Source organism: Enterobacter cloacae complex sp. S3, from assembly GCF_014930495.1.
Lineage (GTDB): Bacteria > Pseudomonadota > Gammaproteobacteria > Enterobacterales > Enterobacteriaceae > Enterobacter > Enterobacter asburiae_B.
Map to the genome: position 1 here is coordinate 1 of NZ_JADBRD010000017.1, position 18359 is coordinate 18359.

Consider the following 18359-nt stretch of genomic DNA (forward strand, 5'->3'; position numbering starts at 1 on the left):
AGACCGTCTGAATTTGCAGCGGGCTGGAGAAAGGGTCATTCTGAGAATGAAGATTCCGACGTTACTAACTGAGTGTTGTATCTAATCGTGGGGGCAGGTCAGCAGGCCTATGTCACCTATCACAATGCCATCTACGCCACCGGGCATAATGAAGGCAAACTGACGGTGGAGGATATTCGCGTTGCAGCGTCAAAGGCGGGGCTGGCCACCTCAGCTCCTGGCGACCATACCGCGTCTCTTGAGAAAAACAGCAATCTGTCGGAGGCGCTGGGACTCACCGGAACGCCGGGGATCATCGTCATGCCCGTTAGCGGGGCGACTCCCGACACCATCACGGTTTTCCCGGAAGCCGTAACCGCTGACAGGCTTCAGGTAGCAATCCGGAAAGCCACGGCCAGATAGAAGATTTCAATTTCCTGTTTGCTGTGCCAGCCACATATGCAACCAACTTTTTTTAGCATATAGTTAAGTTCAGTAGTAAAATGCAGCGCCTCGTCGAGAGATGATGATTATGGAGCCCGTCGTGAAATTTAAAATCCAGCACTTGCAGGCCGCAGTGGCACTGGTTCTTGCCAGTTTCCAGCCGCAACCCAAAGCGGTTGCGTGTCAGCCTACGATTGTTGAACGGGTTTACGAAATGGGCTCCAGAGTCAACAAAACCGATATCAGCGAGCTCACTGTTGCTCTCAATGACGTAGCTGAAGAATTACGCTCAAGTCGCATCGAGCTGGCACGGTATGCAGACAGCGATTTCGCCGGCGCTATCAAAGTCGCCAGCGACATCAGAAATCATACTATCCATGTCGCAGGTATCGCAGAGTCCTTTGTTCTGATGCTGCCGGAAAAAAAAATCGTTCAGTCGTATGACAGGAATTCTGTTGAGTTTGCATTCTTTAAGGCCATTAAAATGGTCAGTCTTGCGACTAAAAACTACCTCAGTCTTATTGATCAAATCACACGAACGACAGAAGTGCGTGACTCTGGAATCAACCTCTCGGCCATGAATCACCTGCTGGATTCAGGCAACAGGGCAGCGGCTAAATGGCGTTAACAGCTGAGTACAGTCATGTCACGTGGGATACTTTTTTCCAGCCCACGTTTGCCGTTTACCCTGAGCTGGAGAGCCAGTTACAAGCAGAGTTCATTACGTATAAATCAACTGGCGCACCGTCAAATCTTCTTGGAAGGGACGCCCCTTTTGATTACCCGCCATTCGCTGTCGATGCTAACGTCCAGCATATTCACGTTAATCTGCATTTCCAGCTCACCTGGAGTGCCAGACAAGAGAATTACAACCGTACCTCAGATCACTATCTCATTTACACAGAACACATGTGGGATAGCGGCCGCTTTCTGCTGATGGGGCTGATAACACCGGCTCATGAACGTATGCCCGCGAGAGATACACGGTTACTCAGCTACTTTTCTGAAGTTGCAGAAGATTTTCACGCTTCATAACCCTAAAAATCACATATGGTACCCGGCAAAAGAACGAAAAGGACCGGCCATCCCGCATATCCAAACCACCCCGGTTCAGAAGGGGAAACGGGATAGCCGGCAGACCTACTTTAACGGAAGTTCCAATGTGACACCATTTCAGAAAATTGCAAGCATGCGAGCATCCACACCTACTATCTTGTTAACTTGTTATCTTAACGTGTTGTTAAGTTCATATCAGATCCAGACGGTCGCGCGCCGTTCGCAGGCGCGCCTCGCCGCGGCGATCGTACTGCTGGGTGGTGGTGACGCTGGCATGACCCATCGCATCCTTCACCGTAATCAGGTCTTCCCCATTATCCAGCATGGCCGTGGCAAAAGTACGCCTTAAATCGTGCGGGGCGCATTTCGCTATTCCTGCCTGGCGCTGGCGCACCTGCAGGACATGGTACACTGCCTGGTCGGTGAGACGGTCATTCGTCAGGGTGTCAAAGCGACGGATACGGGTAAACAGCGGCCCGTCTTTTTCTCCGCGCACTTCATCGATCCACAGCTTTAGCCGCTGCCAGGTGCCCGCCGGCATATAGGCCAGCCGTTCCTTGTTCCCCTTACCCAGCACCCTGAGTGCTCGCTCAGTGGTGACAACGTCACTCAAATCCAGCCCCACGGCCTCCGACCGGCGCAGGCCGCAGCCAAGAATGACACCCAGCATCGCCGCATCCCGGAGGCCGATACTGGAGCCATCATCCTCGCAGGTACTGAACAGCGCTAGGATCTCCTCCGGCAGCAGGGCCCGGCCGCGGGGGAGACGGCTGCCGCGCAGGTTGCGCACCGCCCGGATGTGCTGGAAGCTTTCCACGTCCATCAGCCTGAGCATCCAGGCTTCCTTCGCCACGCCCTTGAGTGCCGAAAGGTAGGTGTTGACGGTGGCCGTGGCCCGCCCGCTATCGCGCAGCAGCTCGGTCACAGCCATCACGTGATGACGCCGCAGGCTGCCCCAGCTGCAGGCATCCATGGAAGCTGAACCGAGCATGTCCGCGACGATGCTAAGGAACGAGGCCATGGTCTGCCGGCTGCGGGGGGAATTCAGGGAAAGCAGGTACGCCCGGGCGGGACTGACCGGACCCTCGCCGCCTGTCAGCGCCGGCAGGAAATCCCCATCAGGTGGTATGACCGCCGGCGACATGGACAGGTCAGGATCATCATCAGGCATCTGTGTCATCCAGGGCTCCGTCAGGGCCGGAAACCGTCCGGCGCGCTGCGTGAAAAATCGGGGGAAATGATACCGCCAGAGCGTATCGCAGAAAGTCTACTTTTTCAAAGGTACATTTTAATTAGTAGAAGATAAAAAACAATTCTTCGTACATTGCCACACAAACAGCTGTTGACGGTCAGATTCGGGTAGGTGCCTGTACGATGTAACGCTGCTAATTTAGCTTAACCACCATAATAAAGAGGGAAGGTTAACAATGAATCAGAAATGGAAGACGCTGTTAATTTCGGTATTAACTCCGTCTGGTATCATATCTGGGATCGCGCTGACTGTGCTCTGGGGATATTTCAGTCGTCTTGACAGACTCGATGTTTTCTTTGAGGTGTTGAGCATCAAGAGTCTATTCGCTCTGGTCTGCTGCGCAGCCGTATTCTCATTAGCGATTCTGTTATTTATCTTTTTTATAATCTCTATATTCATGCCGATTATCATTCCTCAGGACATCAATAATCTTCCTACATACAATAAAATTCAGAATAACTTTTTATCGATACTGATGCTGTCAGGACTGTTCCCGATGGCGTTTATCTATGTATTTTACTATGCTTTCGATTTCAGCCAAGCCGTAAAAAATAATTCAGGCTGGCTGTCTTTGCTAAGTATCGGTGTACTGACCATAATTATTTCCTGCCTGATAAACCGAAAATATCTAGAACACGACTTATCAATTAAAAATACGAAGGTGAGATGGATGCGGCGATGCCAGATTTATGTGGCCATCCCGCTCTGTATAGCACTGCTGGCGCATCTTCAGGTGTTTCCACTGGAAATAGTATTCAGGAATATTTCTGCTTCAACTGAAAAAGTAAGTTTCAGGATCGTGGCCGGAATGGCGTTCATGTCTTATATGGTTTTTTTTATGACAATTTTGCCTGGCCTCGTTTACCTCAGAATGGATGCCAAGGATAAACTCCCCAAAAAAATTAGCACTTCCTTGATAGTGTCTCTGATGATACTGTTATTTATTTCTACAAAAATAACTGTTTTACCTGTTATATTTACTCATTCCGTCATTAAACTTTCAGGTATAAGTGATTTCAGCACCCACAGCTATATTATAAAATCTAGCGAGTATCCGGAGGAGTTTTTTTCTAATTCAGTTTGGGATAGGAAAAAAATCAAAGCAGGAGAATATTACTCGGTTCGGGCTGTTTCTATATTTACCACCAATCAATTCAGTTTTCTTTGCCCTGAAGAAATAATCAAATCCTATAGGGAAAGCTGGAAATTTAATCCGCTGGATTCTGAGTTCGATACAGATGTCAGGCTTAAACTCCAGAAAGATGCCGCTTACTGCGTACCGGTTTCAGCGACAGCTGTAAAACGCTGGGATGTTCCACTCCAGTAACCGAAGTTTGCAACTTCGTTCCTAATAAGGGTATAAGTACGAAACTTATACCCTTCATTATCATTTCCCGGTAGATTTACTGGGTTTCAATCCGGGTGTATTACCGGGCGTATCCTTATTATCGCGACGACGTTGATTTGGCTTTCCTGTTGACTTGGCAATTGGTTTGGGACCTGGTTTTAAACCCATGATACGGATTCCTGAGTTTCAGAGGGACATCCTCAATATACATATATGGGATCCACTGTACCTTATCAAGTTATAAACGCAAAATGTTCCCGACAGATGACCGGTACGGAAGATTATATCTCTGCCGATCAAGGATGCGTCGAAAAAATGGAGTATACCGCTCCAGAACTGGCGACTGGCGATTAGTGGTTTTATTATCGAGTTCGGTGACTGCCTTAGCGATCACCTTTCATATATTGGAAGTTACACAGAATTACAGGCTTAAAAAAACAAAAGGAACATCTTGAGAACCTTTAGAGGATAAATCTGATTGTTTTGCCGGATTAAACTTCACTATTTATTAAAATTCGCATTTTGCAGCTTCGCTCCCACTAGGCCGTAAAGGAGGGCGGCAGGGTAGAGCCACAAAACCATTCACTTTTATAAACAACTTGAGCTTTGCGCATTAAACCCTTGCCGCAGGCGGTGAACCGCATATCCGGCACAGACAGTCAGTTTTTCTGGCAGCTTAAATTTGACACAGCTTAATATAGTGATTCATTAAACAGGTTCAGTATTCTGCCAGAACGTTTTAGTCGTTATGTGCGTCCGTTAGTTTTCTACTAACTGAACGACGACTAGCCTGCCGCCTTCCTCCTTTGACAGAACAAACTGAGCGTTATTCGTCAGTTCAATTTTTTCACCAATGGCAATCTGTCGTTTATCCGGTAATGACATAAGCCCATTTATGCCTTCATTTACTAACCACCACTGATCGTTATGGAAAACAAAATACCCAACTCGTTTCCTTTGTGCATCGGTTGTGCGCTCATTTGGCGCAATGAGGCGATTCACATGCCACGCATAGATTGACTGCCCGCTCCACACCATCAACCGGTGATCGTCAGGACGATAACTGCCTTCCTTTCGGGATGAATATAAATTTAGAATCGGTAATTTACCCTTGTATGGCGTACCGCAGTAGGGACAAACCGGCTTTGTCTTACCTGAGAAAACGTACCATTTCTGTTCACACGCCTTGTTCTGGCAGGGCTGTATCAGATCGACTGTTTTAACCAGGGCACTTTCCCACTCATCGGCGGTCGGGCGTTTAGTGGCATCGTGTAAGCCATCAATAAAGGCGCGTTCAAACAAAGGCGTCAGATAAGGGCCCATGATGGTGTAAGGAATTTTCTCCGGGTCAGCCCAGGGCAGTGAAAAGGAGGATAGCTGACTGACTTTGACTGCATTGCTTTTGTCTGTCGGATGTTCAATGAAGAGTGCCTTCTCACCCATAGATAAGGTCTCATCACGTACTTCATCCGACATGTCATGTATTTTTCCGCCACGTAGCGGATGACGGAAGAACAGATACATGTAGATAAGCACCGACAGCGCATGACGGTCAGTAGAAATGCTTGGCAATACGCGGTTCGGATCCTCTTTGGAAAGATGGCTGGTTTTCACCACTTCCGGAGCGATAAAATCCGGGGTGCCCACGACGTCGGGAGGATACTTTCCAGGGACAACCAGGCCGTCTACGTCAATGATGCAGGCATGTCCCATTTCTGGATCGATAAGCACGTTTTTATAGCTTAGATCGCTGTGACAGAGACCTGCCGCATGCATCCTTCTGACGGCTCTTGTTAGCAGCAGACAGACCTTGAGATAGGTAAGCGTATTGCCTCGTTCACGTGGGTCGAGAAATTTATTCTGGTTGCTGGCGCTGGCAAACCATTTGCCTTCCTTTTCACGGCCTTTTATGCCAAGAAAATCATCGTTTTTAGAGCCGTATTTAAAGAAAAAGTAGCTTTTGTAGGTTGGAACCACGATGCCGATTTTATCCCCATGCTCAACAACGTGGGTCGGCCAGCAAAACAGGTCCTTCCAGTATTCACCTCCGGACTGGCCAAAAATGTTTTGCCTGTAGCGTCCGGTGATCATATCAATCCGATCCCGGGCCTGCTCGTTCTGCGGTTTATGATAAAAAGCGACGACGTATGATTTATCAGGCGAGAAGTAAACATCCTTCATCGAGCCCGAACCAATTACCTCGTCAACATACTGGACTGTTTCGCCGTCCTTTGTTTTGCACGTAACAATATTTGCCATATTGATCACCGAAGAAGCGTATCCCTTACCACAACACCGCAATAGTGCGGTCATCGTGGTTCCCTGTGGAGAAAAAGTTAAGCCAGTCGCCTAACCTCTCAGGCGCAATACTGGCGTCTGTAAGGACAGGGATGAGCTCATCAAGGAGACGGGTCCATTTTTCGTCACTGCGAAGCCCGTTATCTGTCTCAAACAGAGGGTCTGATACGCCATCTGTCATGAGGATCAAGTGAGATACATCATTCCATTTACCCACGCTGATGCGGCCGCTAAACGAGGGGTCTGCGATAATGCTCTGGTCAAGAAAGCGGGTTTGTCCTGCGTATTCTCCGCTATCGGGATTTCCCAGTATCCTGACTTTACCGGAAGGGCTGTATGCACCTATCGCACCATCACCAAGCCAGAATGCAGCCGCAAACAGCTCGTTATCAGTTCGTAGCGCTACAGTTGCCAGTAGGGTTGTTGAATAGGATTTCACAGGTTGTTCTGCACAAATGGCTTCGTTCTGGATACTGTTGACCGCGAGCGTAGCTGCCTGTTTAAAATGATGAAGCATGGCGTTTATGGTTGCCTGCTGATCGCTCCCTTCCCACGCCGTGATGTGCTGCTTTAGATGGACGCCTTTCAAACCACTGAGCTGATTGAAAAGGTAATCGCCAGCCGTTTGGACTGCAATCCGGGAGCCTTCCCGGGAATTTACCGCACTACCGGCCCCGTCTGCGACCAGCATGACAGACCATCCTGTTTCCTGGCAGTGGTTGATATAGAAGTCGTCATCTCTGAAGCTCCCGGCATGCTCATGAGATCGTCCCCGGCGACTGGCGGCAGCAATACGTATGTCACCCCTGACCAGGCCAGCAGCGTCCAGATGGGACTTAGGGTAGGAAGCGTCTGCTGGTGGCTCTACCACCTTCCACAGGCTTCTCGGATCGGGATTGACTATAAAAAGCTGTTTTGTTTCGCATTCGTCGTGCGAAGCGCATGACCAGAGTACTGAAAGCTCTATATCGCCGCTTTCGGTGGGTGTACCTGTCAGCAACTTATGCTCTTTGTCAAAGGTCAGGCCAATGTTCCTGGGAAAGACAACGTCCCTGACAGTAGCCTGCTGGCCCTCATCCAGAACTATAGCAACCGGCGAAGAGAAACGTTCGCCTGCGCGGGCGTTGGGAATAACTATTTTAGCTCTCGGGGGAACGGCAGGTGGCACAGCTAATCCGGCCCGCTGCTGGCCTGTCGGTATCTGCCCGGGTTTTAATACCAGGGAAGACAGGTTTTCGTCTTCCCTCTGTGCTGGTTTATCAAATTCGTAATAAGGCATCAGCTTCCAGAACGGAGGATGAGGTTCATTTTCTGGCAGGGGTTGCAGTAATGGTGTATCGGTAGCGTCAATGCCCGGGTTATCAGCATCACTTACGACCGTTTGTTGCTGATCGGAAAGGCTGGATGCTGACGAGGGGGCGATCTCTGCGTCGTTATAACCTTCGCTAACCCGCGTAGATAAACCCTGTGCAAGGCTCTCAATCCGCTCTTTAAGCCGCATAATCTCTTCAGTAAGGGAAGGGTCGTGCGATAGAAGAAAAAGCCGCTCACCTTCTACAGGGTGGCCCAGCTCAGACAGCACTAAGCGGATAATCTTCTCTTCAAGTAAAACATTTTGCGACATCAACCTCTCCCTCTGTTTACGTCGAAGTTAGTGTTTCCGCCATCATTGCTGAATGACAGACCTGTTTCACACCACGGGCAGATCACGTCATCCGGGCCGTCAATGCACAGCAATTTTCCGCATGAGCACAGGGCAAACGCACTGGCATTACCGCAGTGAGGGCAACCCGGTACGCCATGCAGTTCGCTGGTGTTTACCTGCAAACCGGTAGCGGTGGCATCTGACCATGCAAAATAGTCCTCATCGATGGGATAGCATCCGGCAATATTAAAGCTGTTCAGGTTCAGGCTGAAATCGAGCCCGGAAATCCTTGCTGGTGGCCGTTCATACTTCATCAGATACGGACGACGGGTCTTGCTGCAACGGCCGGTAAGCGTAACGCAGTTTTCGTCGTACGCTTTTACTGGCTCGTCCTTGGCCAGCCGGACTATGTATTCAGTCTGGCTGAGCTCAGGTTGTTTGTCGTCTCCGACGCTGCGGCTGTGCGCCGTAACCGAGGCTGTGATCCATTTGATGAAGCGGGTAAAGTCCCCTTCCTGAGACTCGGTGAACAGCATGACATTCTCTGTCAGTTGCCGCAGGGTATTCAGGTCCGCTGACGGCCCCAGGCCAACGGCAATGAGATTCACTTTACTCGCGTAGTGATCCTTCCAGCGCTTCACTTCTGCGGTTGTGTCGTCAGTCGGACGTCCGTCGGTAAGGAGATACACGACGGGTTTCCAGTCGCCTTTAGCCTCATGAGTGGTTTTTCTGACCTGGGTATCAATTTGTACGGTCAGCTCACGCAATGCGGCCCCAAGGCTCGTACCGCCGCCAACGGGAAGGCGGGGAGGGTAGAACGAGGCAATTTCGTGAAGAGGTACAATCGTACGGGCTACACCGGCAAATGCGATTACCGAAACCCAGGCTGTTTCAAGTGCGTGTGGATCCTTTCTTAAATCTCCGATGATCATTTGCAGACCATCAGTCATTTTTTTCAGGTTTTCACCAATCATGGACTCTGAACAGTCCAGGACAAAAAACACGGGAAGGCGTCTCATAATTTTCCTCGTACGGCTGGTACGGCCAGCAGAAAACGTTGCTGTACAGAAAGGTGCTGCCCGGAAAGCAGCACCTTTCTGTCTGTCAGAGCACCAGCTGGATTTCTGGTGGAGGAGGGGGAAGGGTATCAGTTCCGTTATTGATCCCCGCGCTTGTGCTGCCGGAAGACACGCTGGCCGATACCCATTTAAAGAAACCTGCAAACGCGGTTGAATCTAGCGTCTCCAGAGACACAACCTTATCGGTGAGCTGTTTTAAGTGCTCATGGCCTGCTTTAGGACCAACGGCGCAGGCAATGATGGATCCGAATCCCCGGCCGTGAATCGCTTTTACCGCTTCACCGTACGCCAGGGCATCAGAAGGGGTTCCATCAGTCATCAGGAATACCAGAGGACGCCAGTCTCCTTTTGTATCACCATCTGAGCGACGTACATCCCGTTCAACACACTGCATCAGACATTCAAGGGCAGCACCGGTGAACGTCCCGCCTGCGCTTGGCACAACGATGTCAGAAAACTGGAAGTCTTCCAGCGGCGTGAGAGGAATGAACTCACGCGCCTCATTGTCATAGGTGATAATGGAGATATGAACGCTTTCGAGGGCGTAGGGATCCTGGCGAAGAGCGCTAAGCATCGCCTGAATTCCAACGTTAACGGAATGGATGGACTCACCGCGCATCGAGCCGGATGTGTCGATAACAAGGTAAACAGGCAGGCGGCGCATCACATGTAATTCCTCAGGTGCGAGACAAACGAATCTGATTCTGAAGGCTCACCAATTGCCCTGAGTTTCCAGCCTGTAGCCTCGCGTATCAGCTCGGCAAAAACCATGGAGCGCTGGCTGGCGAAGGCGGGTCCGCCAGAAAGATCGAATCGTGCCATTTCAATATTACGGGCATCTACTGCCCGGATGAAGGCATTCTGAACTTTACCAAAGTGCTGCTGGAGCTTTTCACCATTGTAGATCTGAACGATGAACACAATTTTCTCGTACTGAGCGTCAAGGGAATTCAGGCGCACAATAATTTGCTCATCGTCACCATCACCGGCTCCGGTTCGGTTATCGCCCGTCAGCCAGATATTTCCTGACTTATGGCGAAGGCTGTTGAAAAAGATGATATCGCCATTCACAAGCGTTGGTTTACCATTTTCCACATTGCCGAGATCGGTCACCTTTCCGGCTGAATTACACAGGAAAGCGATCACATCAAGGTCGTATTCTTCTTCTTTTTTACCAAAGATCCCGCCGAGGAAACCTTTCTTTTCCTCATTAATATCCCAACCCAGGCCGATAGTAACGGACGAGAGATCGTATTCATTTTTTTTCAGGCTTACGCCCTGGCCTTTGCTCAGACTGACAGACATGACATCCCCTTAATTAATAAAATTATAAGACCACGTTTACTTCTGGCGGCGGCGGTGGCAGGTCTTCAAGACCGATCACTTCTTTTTTGCTGGACTCCACTTTCTGACTGCCTACCGAAATGCTCGCACTGACCCATTTAAAGAAAGCTTTAATCGTCGAACTGTCAGCTGTATCGAGCTGAACCACGATTTCAGTGATTTCTTTGAGGACGCTGGTATCGGCATCATGCCCGGCTGCACATGCCACAACAACGCCGGTTCTGGCCGCTTTAAAGTCATTCAGGCCTTTACGCCAGTCATCATTCGGACTTCCATCCGTCATCAGGAATACAAGGGGACGCCAGTCACCTTTAGTGTCAGCCGTCGTTTTCTGTACTTCTTTGGCAATGGAGCTGGCCGTCAGGGTAAGCGCTTCGCCAAGAGAGGTGGTGCCGCTGGCTGTTAGTGCTGGTATCTGGAAACTCAGGAGGTCTGTCAGGGGGACTGCCTGTCGGGCTGAAGAATCAAAGGTGATCACTGACACGTAAGCCGTTTCGAGTGCATACGGATCCTGTTTCAGCGTGGTAAGCAGCGTCTGAACGCCATTCTTAACCGCTTCGATAGGCTCTCCGTGCATAGAGCCGGACGTGTCGAGTAGCAGATATACGGGTAAGCGTCTCAAATGTAATTCCTTCTTAAGAGATCGGAAGAGGAGAGTAGTTTCAGGAAGAGGCCAGAGTTTGTAGATTTGATAAAACGGCACGACATCTGTCGGGTGGAGATTAAATACTCAGAAGCGGCATTAAAGAAATAAGTTAACCACCATTGAATTACCGACATGTGAATGGCCTCTTATCAGAGAAAAAAATTCAGACCGTACTGGAATATAAAATTTCTGAAAAAAACTCCGGCAAAAATAAACTTTCTTATGTATGAAAATCATCATACATCACAGATCTGCATGAATGGAGTGTAAATCGCCCAAAGATTGATGTGTAGCACAAGAGGATGTCAAGACACCAGGTTTTGTAGGCAGAAAGGCGCTGCTGACATTGCGGGAGGAGAATAGATCAAAACTCCGTCACGCAGATACAGAGGTGAAATATGACAAAACCGGGGTTTTCACCCCGGTCTGAGATTTAGCGTCAGGACTTTTTAGCGCTGTATTCTTTTATCAGTTCATCAACGGAGTGCAGAGCCAGCTTCTCTACCGCTTCACTTCGGGTCGAGCCACTCAGCGCAGCCAGACGGTCAATTTTTCTTAAAATCCGCATGCGTAGCGATAATGACACGGCTGTTTTTTTATCCTTATCGAGTACGACCTTCCCTGTGGACTCACCGGTTTTCAGTTCAGCATTCTGTGCGAGCGCTTCATTCATCCGGCGAAGGGTCTTTTTATCCAGCTGGCCCGGATTAACGAGATGGTATGAATGACCTGCCTTGCTGTATTTGATCTCCGCAGAATATGACTCGCGTAGCTCTTTGAGTGCCCGGGTTAATGTCGGCTCTGAGCATTCCAGACTGGTTATAATGTCGGCAGCGGAAACGGGCTTGCCGGTGCCCAGTAAGTTGGCAAGCTTAAAAATCCGGGCCTGTCTGGTATTTAATTGCATCGTAAGATTTAGCCTGCTTAAAGGGTTAGTGGTTCAATAGGCTGAAAAATGAAGGTACTGCTCATCTTTCGAATAACCGGTTGATCGCCTAACGCTTCAACCGGATCAATGTGTTCTAAGCCTGCAAAATTTACTGACGACATCTGGCTGCGACTGCATTTGCAGGACAGGATATACTCATCCTCCAGATAGCCGGTCCGCTTACTGACCCGTTGCGTAAAGCCTGACACAATCACGTTGTCGAACGGTAGCGTATGTAAAACGATACCGACCAGGCGGAACAAGCAGCCATGGACGTGGCGGGCATAGTTTTCGCGTACGGCTTTTTGCGTCATGGCTTTTTCCGTCAGCTCCGTGCCCCGGGCATTAACGCCGTAAATCTTATCAGGGAAATCTTCAATCTCAGCTAAATCAACATCCAGCAGGACTGCTGATAGCTCCGGCTTTACTTCAAATGCAACAAGCGTTTCACGCGGCCATTCAGTTTCTGCCAGCACACCCGCCAGGTATGATTCGAAAAACGCGGCGTCTGTCCGGAACTGCTGCCGGGCATCTGCCTGAGCCGTGGCGAGCCGTTTTTCATGTTCTTCAGCCTCAAACTTCCAGTTTGCATACTGTTCGGCCCAGGCCGTCCGTTGTTGCTGGTACCGGTGCTGTCGAAGGGTATTCTCACGCTCGACATCAATCAGCTCCTGCTGCCACCGGCGAAGATTTTCGGCGTGGCGCTCAGCTTTAGCTGATTCCGATTCAAACCATTTACCCAGAAAACTAATGCCTTCGCTCTCGGCAGGCTTTTCCGGCAATGCAAGATAGTCTGGCTTTTCTGGACGCACCGGTGCCGGAACCTGAAAAGGCGACGTTCTGTTATGCAGGTATACTGCTTCCAGCTCTGCCCAGCTGATGCCTGTTTTAGGATCCGGCGTCAGCTCGTGAATATTACGGATTGCGGTCACCGCTGACATGAGATCAGCGGCTTCCTCCTCAAGCGCCTGTCTGAGCCCCGGGTCGGTAGCCGTCCGGTTCCCACCTCCGGAACGCGCGGCCCGGTCAAGCCGGGTACGGTAACTCAGCCCGGTACCGGGCAAGCCCAGATTGGCATAGGTCCCCCGGCTTCCAAAAGAAACGGAAGCACCTCTCGGCCCGACACTCAGGCTCGGTGCACCGTTACTCAGGTTGAGGCGAACACCAGGAATAATGTTGATCGACTTTCTGAACCTGAACCCCATTATGATTTCCTTAATGATGCTGGGTCACGGTAAGTAATCTGATTCCATCAGCGCTTTGCTCGTTCTGTAACCCATAAAAACGAGCTCTGTCCAGAATGCCAGCCGCCCAGCGGCGATGTGTGGCGGGTTCACACATTGCTCCCTGCGACTTAAACACGGCCTGGGTAGAGTTCAGGATCCGCAGAGCGTCAGAATGCTCACCCTGAGTGACCATCAGCGCGTTTTGAATGACCTCTATCTGACCCGGGTGAATGGCCGTTTTCCCAACAAGCCCATGTGCCATATCAAGAGCCAGCTCTCTGGCCATTACGGCATGATCGTCAATATGCTCACATACGGGCGCGGTCAGGGCAAAATCACGCGGGCCGAAGACCGAAACGAGCATTTTGATGACGTAGCCCATCGGGCTATCATACAGCGTCAGGTCCCGGGGACGGCGAAGCGACACAACGTTCATAAGATCGTTGCCGCCGATTCGAAGCGCAATAATGCGGTCGTGGCAGGGATGTTCCACCAGACGGGTGGCCAGCTCCCGCATCTGAACCACGTCAAAGACGTCTTCTGTTTCCAGCGTTGGCATCATGCACAGGTGAGTCCCGCCCATGATATCCCACCATTCAGCTAACGAACTGAGGGTAAATTTCGGCAACACAAACCCGTCGACAGCGGAAAGATCATAATGCGCTTTTAACCATCTGCCCATGTCGGCATGCCGGGGGCGAATGAACACCAGAGGCCAGTCATTTTTACCCAGGCTACGCATGCTGTTACTGAGCTCGTGCAGCAGGTGCTCCAGATTTTTGAGGGCGATGGGGATGTCTGCTTCACTGACAGCATCCTCAAGGCAAATTACCAGAGAGCGCAAACCCGGGATTTTCCCATGCAGGACGGCATCAGCAATATCTTCCCGTGTTGCAGGCATGTATAGCGTGGCTCCCAGATTCCAGGGAGAAAGACGATTTTTCATCAGAGTACCTTCTTGATAATGGTTACAGCCCGATACTGGCCGAGGGTTCCCCCCATTTCTGTAACAACTATTCCCTTTTCACGAGCAAGCCCTACAAGCAAGGCAACGTCCGGGTCGTCAATAGAACGCACAAATATATGGTCCGGTACCCGACGCAATACAGCCCGGGTTGCTTCAGCAATACCGGGTTTAATACGATTGACGCTGTCCACTTTAAATTCATCGGCCAGGAACGCGATAACGTCGCGACTTGTCTGCCATAAGATCCGGGCTGACTCCGTATTCCAGCTCAGGGGAGCGAGGGATGTCGGTGTTAACTTCTTACGGAAATGAGCGACGGCATCGACAAGCATCCGGCTGCATTCGAATTCACTGAGATGCTCGCAAACCATGCACCCATGTAATCCTTCAGAGGACCATACTGACCGGGAGATCAGGCCTGATACCGGCGCACCCATGATGCCAAAAGGAATGAGCCAGTCATCATCACTTGCTGCAAGCCAGGAACAGCCACAGGGATCGGCCAGGACAACCAGTCGCGGCTGCTCAGGATAGCCCGGGCGATCTTTCAGTGCGCGTACAAGCTCTCCGGTAATTGCGCCTTTACCTGTCCATCCGTCAACAAAGACAATACCGCTGGTACCATGCCGCTCTTCAATGACGTCGAGTGCTGCACCGTCAATTCCACGATCCCGGATGATGCTGATGCCGTAATGCCATGAGGTTTTCCCCATGTCACGCAGGGCCTGGTGCAGCATAACGCCGAGCGGTACGCCAGCTCTGACAAGACTGGCCAGTACAATGGGCTCATCACCGAAGCGTTCGGCCAGAGAAATAGCGAGCTGTGTGACTTCTTTTGCAAGCCTCTCTGCGCCCCGATCCAGCGCCCGGTGAAACAAATCAAGATGCCATTGTGTTGGTGCTGGCTCCTGGCTGAGCATGTCTGAATAATGTTTCTTCCCGGACTGAATCAGCTCTTCTTTTTGATCAACCGGCGTCATCTCAATGACAACCGGCTTTAGCAGAAATTCCACGTCACCGGGCTGGTATGAGCCGGTAAATGTTTCATGTGGCTGCATTTTAATTTTCTCCAAAAATTCGCTGTGAAATGGCATCTGCAAACTGACTCTGACGCGGGATGCCAAACCAGCTGCACAGTTTCATAAAACGATGATCGCTCAGGCTGTCGCCCAGACCAATTACGGGGAAAACGCCGCGTTCAGCCCGAAGTTTTTCAAGCAGCCAGCTGACGGCCAGCCCTTTCTCAACCGGGGTGGGTAGCCAGGCCACGTTATTACTGTTGCGGTGGATGTAGAAGCCCTCGGTCGGAAACACCGTTTCTATCTCATCTGCAATGGCATTGAGCTCGTCAAGGCGGGTGCTGTCGCGGTGTTTCATCACCATATAAACCGCCGTTTCACCGTATTCGAAGTTCAGTCTTGCCCAGGCATTAATCCCTTTTGCGTCCATCATTTCAGTGATCAGTCGCTGCATCGATGTCAGCTTTTCCTGATAGGGAGCCAGCTGGCCGAGCATATGGGCCTTCCACTCCTCGTCGGGGTTGCCTTCAGGCGTGAGAATGACGGCCCCGTGCGTGGTGATTGCCCAGGAGTGGAAAGGGATCCGTACGCGGCTGATTTCTTCAGTTCCCCGTGCGGTAACGGGAATGAGTTCAGCCTGCTCCAGAAGCCAGTCCACTAACATGGACTGTTCTTCCGTCATAAAGCTTCGTGGATTCAGGGTACGATCAACGGCACCGGTACGGAATGGCTCCAGGGCCAGCTCGTCCACCATTTTACGACGGGTCTGAAAGAGCGTGTCGTCAAGGTCGCTCAGAACAACGGGTTTATTCATAGGTAACAATCTCCACGACGGGCGCAACCTCAGCCAGCGCCTTAAGAAGCTGCGCGTCAATACTTTCTGCGGGTGTCTCAGTACACACAAGAATGCGGTCAAACTGCTGGTGGGCGACGTTATAGACAAAATTGGGGATGCCCAGCCCGTAGTTATCCGTAAAGGAAATGGCGGACTCAATGGCATAACCAACGGCGATAGGGGAGCGGGTGGTCGAACCGTAAAATGCCTTTGCCCCGGCAGCTTCGAGCCGTTCTGCAAGCAGGAACGGCTCCCAGACGAATTCCCCTGTCCCGAGAACCAGAACACGCTCCCCTTTGCGGACGGAAACCTCATGGCCGAGATCGGCCGCAGGTGCGAGCATCCCCAGTCGACCCCATGACTGTTTCCCCTGGATGTCCCATTCTCCGCGTGAAGTTACGTTGACTTTCGGCATGTCCGGGACCGGTGCATCTGGTAATGTGGTCCATCCCCACTGACCGCTTACAAGAGAAACAGAAGTGACGGGTAAGGTGCTGCGCTCGGACAAGGCTTTGCCACTCCAGTCGGTAAGCGTAACGGCGATAACCTGTTCAATATGTTGAAGCTTGCCGGTATTACGCAGGGCAGAAAGCAGGTTAATAAAGGTATTACCGGTGGTTGCCTCGTCATCAATCAAAACCAGCGTTCGCGCGTTGGTAACACGACGTCTTTTCTCTTCATCATCTGGCAGATAGATCAGATGATCAGTGGCGTGGCTGTGTTCTTCCTTGAACTCGCAAAGCAACGTGCCATCAACCGGGTGACGGGTAGAGGTCAGATATACAGATTCACGATGCTGGTGGCGCACTTCATCAAACACACCGGCCCCAAGCCCAACGGCGGTTTCAGCCATACCGATAAACAGTACGGGCCCTGTCAGCGTTGAGGGGAACTGGCTGGCAAGCTGTCTGTAGGCCTGCCGCATGACTGAGGGTAGCACGGGAATGTGCCTGCCGAGTACTTTGCTGACAAACAGAAAGGCGCGTTTCGGGTTACGTCTTTCAGCGATATCAAACAGGTCATCGAGCGAAACTTCACCCTGATCGCGGATTACCTGAATCGTACCGCATGAGAGGGTACGGCGATAAATCATATCTTCGAGGTTATCAGACATAAACACGCCTTAATTCAAAAGGTTAGAGAGTGATTCCGGGTATGCAATTACATCCGTAATGGATCTCACCGCAACCGGAGAAAAGGTGTTTTTAGCGCTCTGGCGCACCATATCTTCAGACATCAGACCGAGCTTAAAGGCAGCAAATAACCCAGGAAGGTTCACCCCGCTGTGAAGGGTATAACCCACCCCCCCTGACGGACGCATGTTGGTTTCAAGCAGCACCGGGTTGCCATTCACATCGTTTCGCGTCTGAACATTCACCAGCCCGTCGGCCTTCATAACCCGGGCGCAGTCACACGCCAGTTCCCAGGCGCTACCTTCGTTTACCAGATACTGGATAGCCCCTTCCTTACGGCGTCCCACGGCTGCGAGTATTTCGCCCTTATCCGCGAGGATATCGACGGAAAATTCCGGGCCTGGCAGGTACGGCATCAAAACAAGGGGTTTAAACGACTCAGCAGCTGATGCTGCTGCAATATACTGTTGCGGACTGACCAGACGATGTTCGGGATGATTAAAGACGGCCATAGGCGAAGCACTGTCATCAAAGCGCCAGAATCCCATGCCATAGATACCCGTCACCGGCTTCACGCATACCGGGCTGTCAGTGAACGGCGGGGACGCGAGGTGTGTCTTTAATTCTGCCAGCGTATTCACCCGCCAGGATGGTACAACCGGGAGTCCCTTTTGCTCCATAAACTGAGCAAAAGTAACTTTTTCGTCAGCCAGAGTTAACCAGTCGACGCTCGTTGCACCGGTAGTAAGTGTGGCACCGGTCGATTCAATGTCTGAACGGTGTTCTTCAAACCACTGGCTGTTACGGCCAGTATGAATATGGTGGATGCCGTAGGTCTGAATGGTTTCCTGAATAAACTGGAGACGTTTTTGAGGATCTTCAGGTTCAGTCAAAGAATAATCGGCAACGGAAAGGATTTCATTTCTTTCGTTACGGTGGGAGGCAAAAACGGTAATGGCAAAATTATTTTTTTGTGCAAATGATTTTACCCCCTGAATAATATCTCGCTGGGAGGATAAACCTTCCATAAACCAAATTTTCTTGTTCATTTTTTTTAATTATCCGGAACGCCATGCAAATTTATGATTGAGAAGTGAGTCTATGAGTGTCTAAGCTACATGTCAATCATAATATGATTAATAACTTCTGTGGTTATGGAG

At 50.7% G+C, this 18359-nt stretch carries 18 protein-coding genes and 1 pseudogene; 5 read left to right on the forward strand and 14 right to left on the reverse strand.

Features of this window, described 5'->3' with window-relative positions; all coding sequences use genetic code 11:
* The first annotated feature begins 72 nt into the window (after nt 1–72).
* The 3 genes from IM317_RS10070 to IM317_RS10080 all read left to right on the forward strand — a co-directional run bounded on the left by IM317_RS10070 (nt 73) and on the right by IM317_RS10080 (nt 1458).
* Nucleotides 73–402, forward strand: coding sequence for a hypothetical protein (locus IM317_RS10070; RefSeq protein WP_309233157.1), 330 nt, complete (start codon nt 73–75; stop codon nt 400–402).
* Nucleotides 403–523: 121 nt separating this feature from the next.
* Nucleotides 524–1051 carry a hypothetical protein gene (locus IM317_RS10075; protein ID WP_223195142.1) on the forward strand — a complete coding sequence of 176 codons (528 nt, stop codon included), beginning with the start codon at nt 524–526 and terminating at the stop codon, nt 1049–1051.
* A complete protein-coding gene (locus IM317_RS10080; RefSeq protein ID WP_023327722.1) occupies nt 1042–1458 on the forward strand; it encodes a type II toxin-antitoxin system YafO family toxin in 417 nt (138 codons plus the stop codon). The genes IM317_RS10075 and IM317_RS10080 overlap by 10 nt, the downstream gene beginning before the upstream one ends.
* Nucleotides 1459–1669: 211 nt before the next feature.
* On the opposite strand, the gene IM317_RS10085 is transcribed toward IM317_RS10080, so the two are convergent.
* Nucleotides 1670–2659, reverse strand: a complete 990-nt coding sequence (locus tag IM317_RS10085; RefSeq protein ID WP_023327721.1) for a tyrosine-type recombinase/integrase — start codon at nt 2657–2659, stop codon at nt 1670–1672.
* Nucleotides 2660–2906: 247 nt separating this feature from the next.
* On the opposite strand from IM317_RS10085, the gene IM317_RS10090 reads away from it, so the two are divergent.
* Nucleotides 2907–4058 (forward strand): hypothetical protein, encoded by a 1152-nt coding sequence (locus IM317_RS10090; RefSeq protein WP_023327720.1) that lies wholly within the window; start codon nt 2907–2909, stop codon nt 4056–4058.
* 263 nt (nt 4059–4321) lie between these two features.
* Nucleotides 4322–4512, forward strand: a pseudogene (locus tag IM317_RS10095) (hypothetical protein); the annotation flags it as partial.
* A gap of 326 nt (nt 4513–4838) precedes the next feature.
* Here the strand turns inward: IM317_RS10095 and IM317_RS10100 are convergent.
* The 13 genes from IM317_RS10100 to IM317_RS10160 form a co-directional block, all read right to left on the reverse strand.
* Nucleotides 4839–6338 (reverse strand): helix-hairpin-helix domain-containing protein, encoded by a 1500-nt coding sequence (locus IM317_RS10100; protein WP_032636178.1) that lies wholly within the window; start codon nt 6336–6338, stop codon nt 4839–4841.
* A gap of 25 nt (nt 6339–6363) precedes the next feature.
* Complete coding sequence (locus IM317_RS10105; RefSeq protein ID WP_023327718.1) at nt 6364–8001, reverse strand: PP2C family serine/threonine-protein phosphatase; 1638 nt, start codon at nt 7999–8001, stop codon at nt 6364–6366.
* Nucleotides 8001–9041: a TerY-C metal binding domain-containing protein gene (locus IM317_RS10110; RefSeq protein WP_001253653.1), complete on the reverse strand. Its 1041-nt coding sequence runs from the start codon at nt 9039–9041 to the stop codon at nt 8001–8003. The genes IM317_RS10105 and IM317_RS10110 overlap by 1 nt, the downstream gene beginning before the upstream one ends.
* 85 nt (nt 9042–9126) lie before the next feature.
* Nucleotides 9127–9765 (reverse strand): VWA domain-containing protein, encoded by a 639-nt coding sequence (locus IM317_RS10115; protein WP_023327716.1) that lies wholly within the window; start codon nt 9763–9765, stop codon nt 9127–9129.
* Nucleotides 9765–10406 (reverse strand): TerD family protein, encoded by a 642-nt coding sequence (locus tag IM317_RS10120; protein ID WP_000116681.1) that lies wholly within the window; start codon nt 10404–10406, stop codon nt 9765–9767. Before IM317_RS10120 ends, IM317_RS10115 begins: the two co-directional genes overlap by 1 nt.
* Before the next feature lie 22 nt (nt 10407–10428).
* Nucleotides 10429–11067, reverse strand: coding sequence for a VWA domain-containing protein (locus tag IM317_RS10125; protein WP_023327715.1), 639 nt, complete (start codon nt 11065–11067; stop codon nt 10429–10431).
* 463 nt (nt 11068–11530) lie between these two features.
* On the reverse strand, nt 11531–11998 hold the full coding sequence (gene terW, locus IM317_RS10130; RefSeq protein ID WP_001176767.1) for a tellurium resistance protein TerW: 468 nt from the start codon (nt 11996–11998) through the stop codon (nt 11531–11533).
* Between the two features lie 17 nt (nt 11999–12015).
* Nucleotides 12016–13224, reverse strand: a complete 1209-nt coding sequence (locus IM317_RS10135; protein ID WP_023327714.1) for a DUF4236 domain-containing protein — start codon at nt 13222–13224, stop codon at nt 12016–12018.
* A gap of 10 nt (nt 13225–13234) precedes the next feature.
* Nucleotides 13235–14191 carry an HpcH/HpaI aldolase/citrate lyase family protein gene (locus IM317_RS10140; RefSeq protein ID WP_000797363.1) on the reverse strand — a complete coding sequence of 319 codons (957 nt, stop codon included), beginning with the start codon at nt 14189–14191 and terminating at the stop codon, nt 13235–13237.
* Complete coding sequence (locus IM317_RS10145) at nt 14191–15270, reverse strand: cysteine protease StiP family protein (protein WP_023327713.1); 1080 nt, start codon at nt 15268–15270, stop codon at nt 14191–14193. Before IM317_RS10145 ends, IM317_RS10140 begins: the two co-directional genes overlap by 1 nt.
* A 1-nt stretch (nt 15271) precedes the next feature.
* Nucleotides 15272–16045 (reverse strand): hypothetical protein, encoded by a 774-nt coding sequence (locus tag IM317_RS10150; protein ID WP_001040062.1) that lies wholly within the window; start codon nt 16043–16045, stop codon nt 15272–15274.
* Entirely contained in the window at nt 16038–17180 is a 1143-nt protein-coding gene (locus IM317_RS10155) for a phosphoribosyltransferase domain-containing protein (RefSeq protein WP_023327712.1), read from the reverse strand. Before IM317_RS10155 ends, IM317_RS10150 begins: the two co-directional genes overlap by 8 nt.
* A 9-nt stretch (nt 17181–17189) precedes the next feature.
* Nucleotides 17190–18248, reverse strand: coding sequence for an ATP-grasp domain-containing protein (locus IM317_RS10160; RefSeq protein WP_001035171.1), 1059 nt, complete (start codon nt 18246–18248; stop codon nt 17190–17192).
* Nucleotides 18249–18359 lie beyond the last annotated feature (111 nt).

What these genes read in the sequence shown, in the direction of transcription:
- IM317_RS10080 (WP_023327722.1), top strand. Translation starts at nt 1,042, where the DNA reads ATGGCGTTAACAGCTGAGTACAGTCATGTCACGTGGGATACTTTTTTC.
- IM317_RS10115 (WP_023327716.1), bottom strand. Translation starts at nt 9,765, where the DNA reads ATGCGCCGCCTGCCTGTTTACCTTGTTATCGACACATCCGGCTCGATG.
- IM317_RS10120 (WP_000116681.1), bottom strand. Translation starts at nt 10,406, where the DNA reads ATGTCTGTCAGTCTGAGCAAAGGCCAGGGCGTAAGCCTGAAAAAAAAT.
- terW (WP_001176767.1), bottom strand. Translation starts at nt 11,998, where the DNA reads ATGCAATTAAATACCAGACAGGCCCGGATTTTTAAGCTTGCCAACTTA.
- IM317_RS10135 (WP_023327714.1), bottom strand. Translation starts at nt 13,224, where the DNA reads ATGGGGTTCAGGTTCAGAAAGTCGATCAACATTATTCCTGGTGTTCGC.
- IM317_RS10105 (WP_023327718.1), bottom strand. Translation starts at nt 8,001, where the DNA reads ATGTCGCAAAATGTTTTACTTGAAGAGAAGATTATCCGCTTAGTGCTG.
- IM317_RS10145 (WP_023327713.1), bottom strand. Translation starts at nt 15,270, where the DNA reads ATGCAGCCACATGAAACATTTACCGGCTCATACCAGCCCGGTGACGTG.
- IM317_RS10085 (WP_023327721.1), bottom strand. Translation starts at nt 2,659, where the DNA reads ATGACACAGATGCCTGATGATGATCCTGACCTGTCCATGTCGCCGGCG.
- IM317_RS10100 (WP_032636178.1), bottom strand. Translation starts at nt 6,338, where the DNA reads ATGGCAAATATTGTTACGTGCAAAACAAAGGACGGCGAAACAGTCCAG.
- IM317_RS10140 (WP_000797363.1), bottom strand. Translation starts at nt 14,191, where the DNA reads ATGAAAAATCGTCTTTCTCCCTGGAATCTGGGAGCCACGCTATACATG.
- IM317_RS10150 (WP_001040062.1), bottom strand. Translation starts at nt 16,045, where the DNA reads ATGAATAAACCCGTTGTTCTGAGCGACCTTGACGACACGCTCTTTCAG.
- IM317_RS10160 (WP_001035171.1), bottom strand. Translation starts at nt 18,248, where the DNA reads ATGAACAAGAAAATTTGGTTTATGGAAGGTTTATCCTCCCAGCGAGAT.
- IM317_RS10155 (WP_023327712.1), bottom strand. Translation starts at nt 17,180, where the DNA reads ATGTCTGATAACCTCGAAGATATGATTTATCGCCGTACCCTCTCATGC.
- IM317_RS10090 (WP_023327720.1), top strand. Translation starts at nt 2,907, where the DNA reads ATGAATCAGAAATGGAAGACGCTGTTAATTTCGGTATTAACTCCGTCT.
- IM317_RS10110 (WP_001253653.1), bottom strand. Translation starts at nt 9,041, where the DNA reads ATGAGACGCCTTCCCGTGTTTTTTGTCCTGGACTGTTCAGAGTCCATG.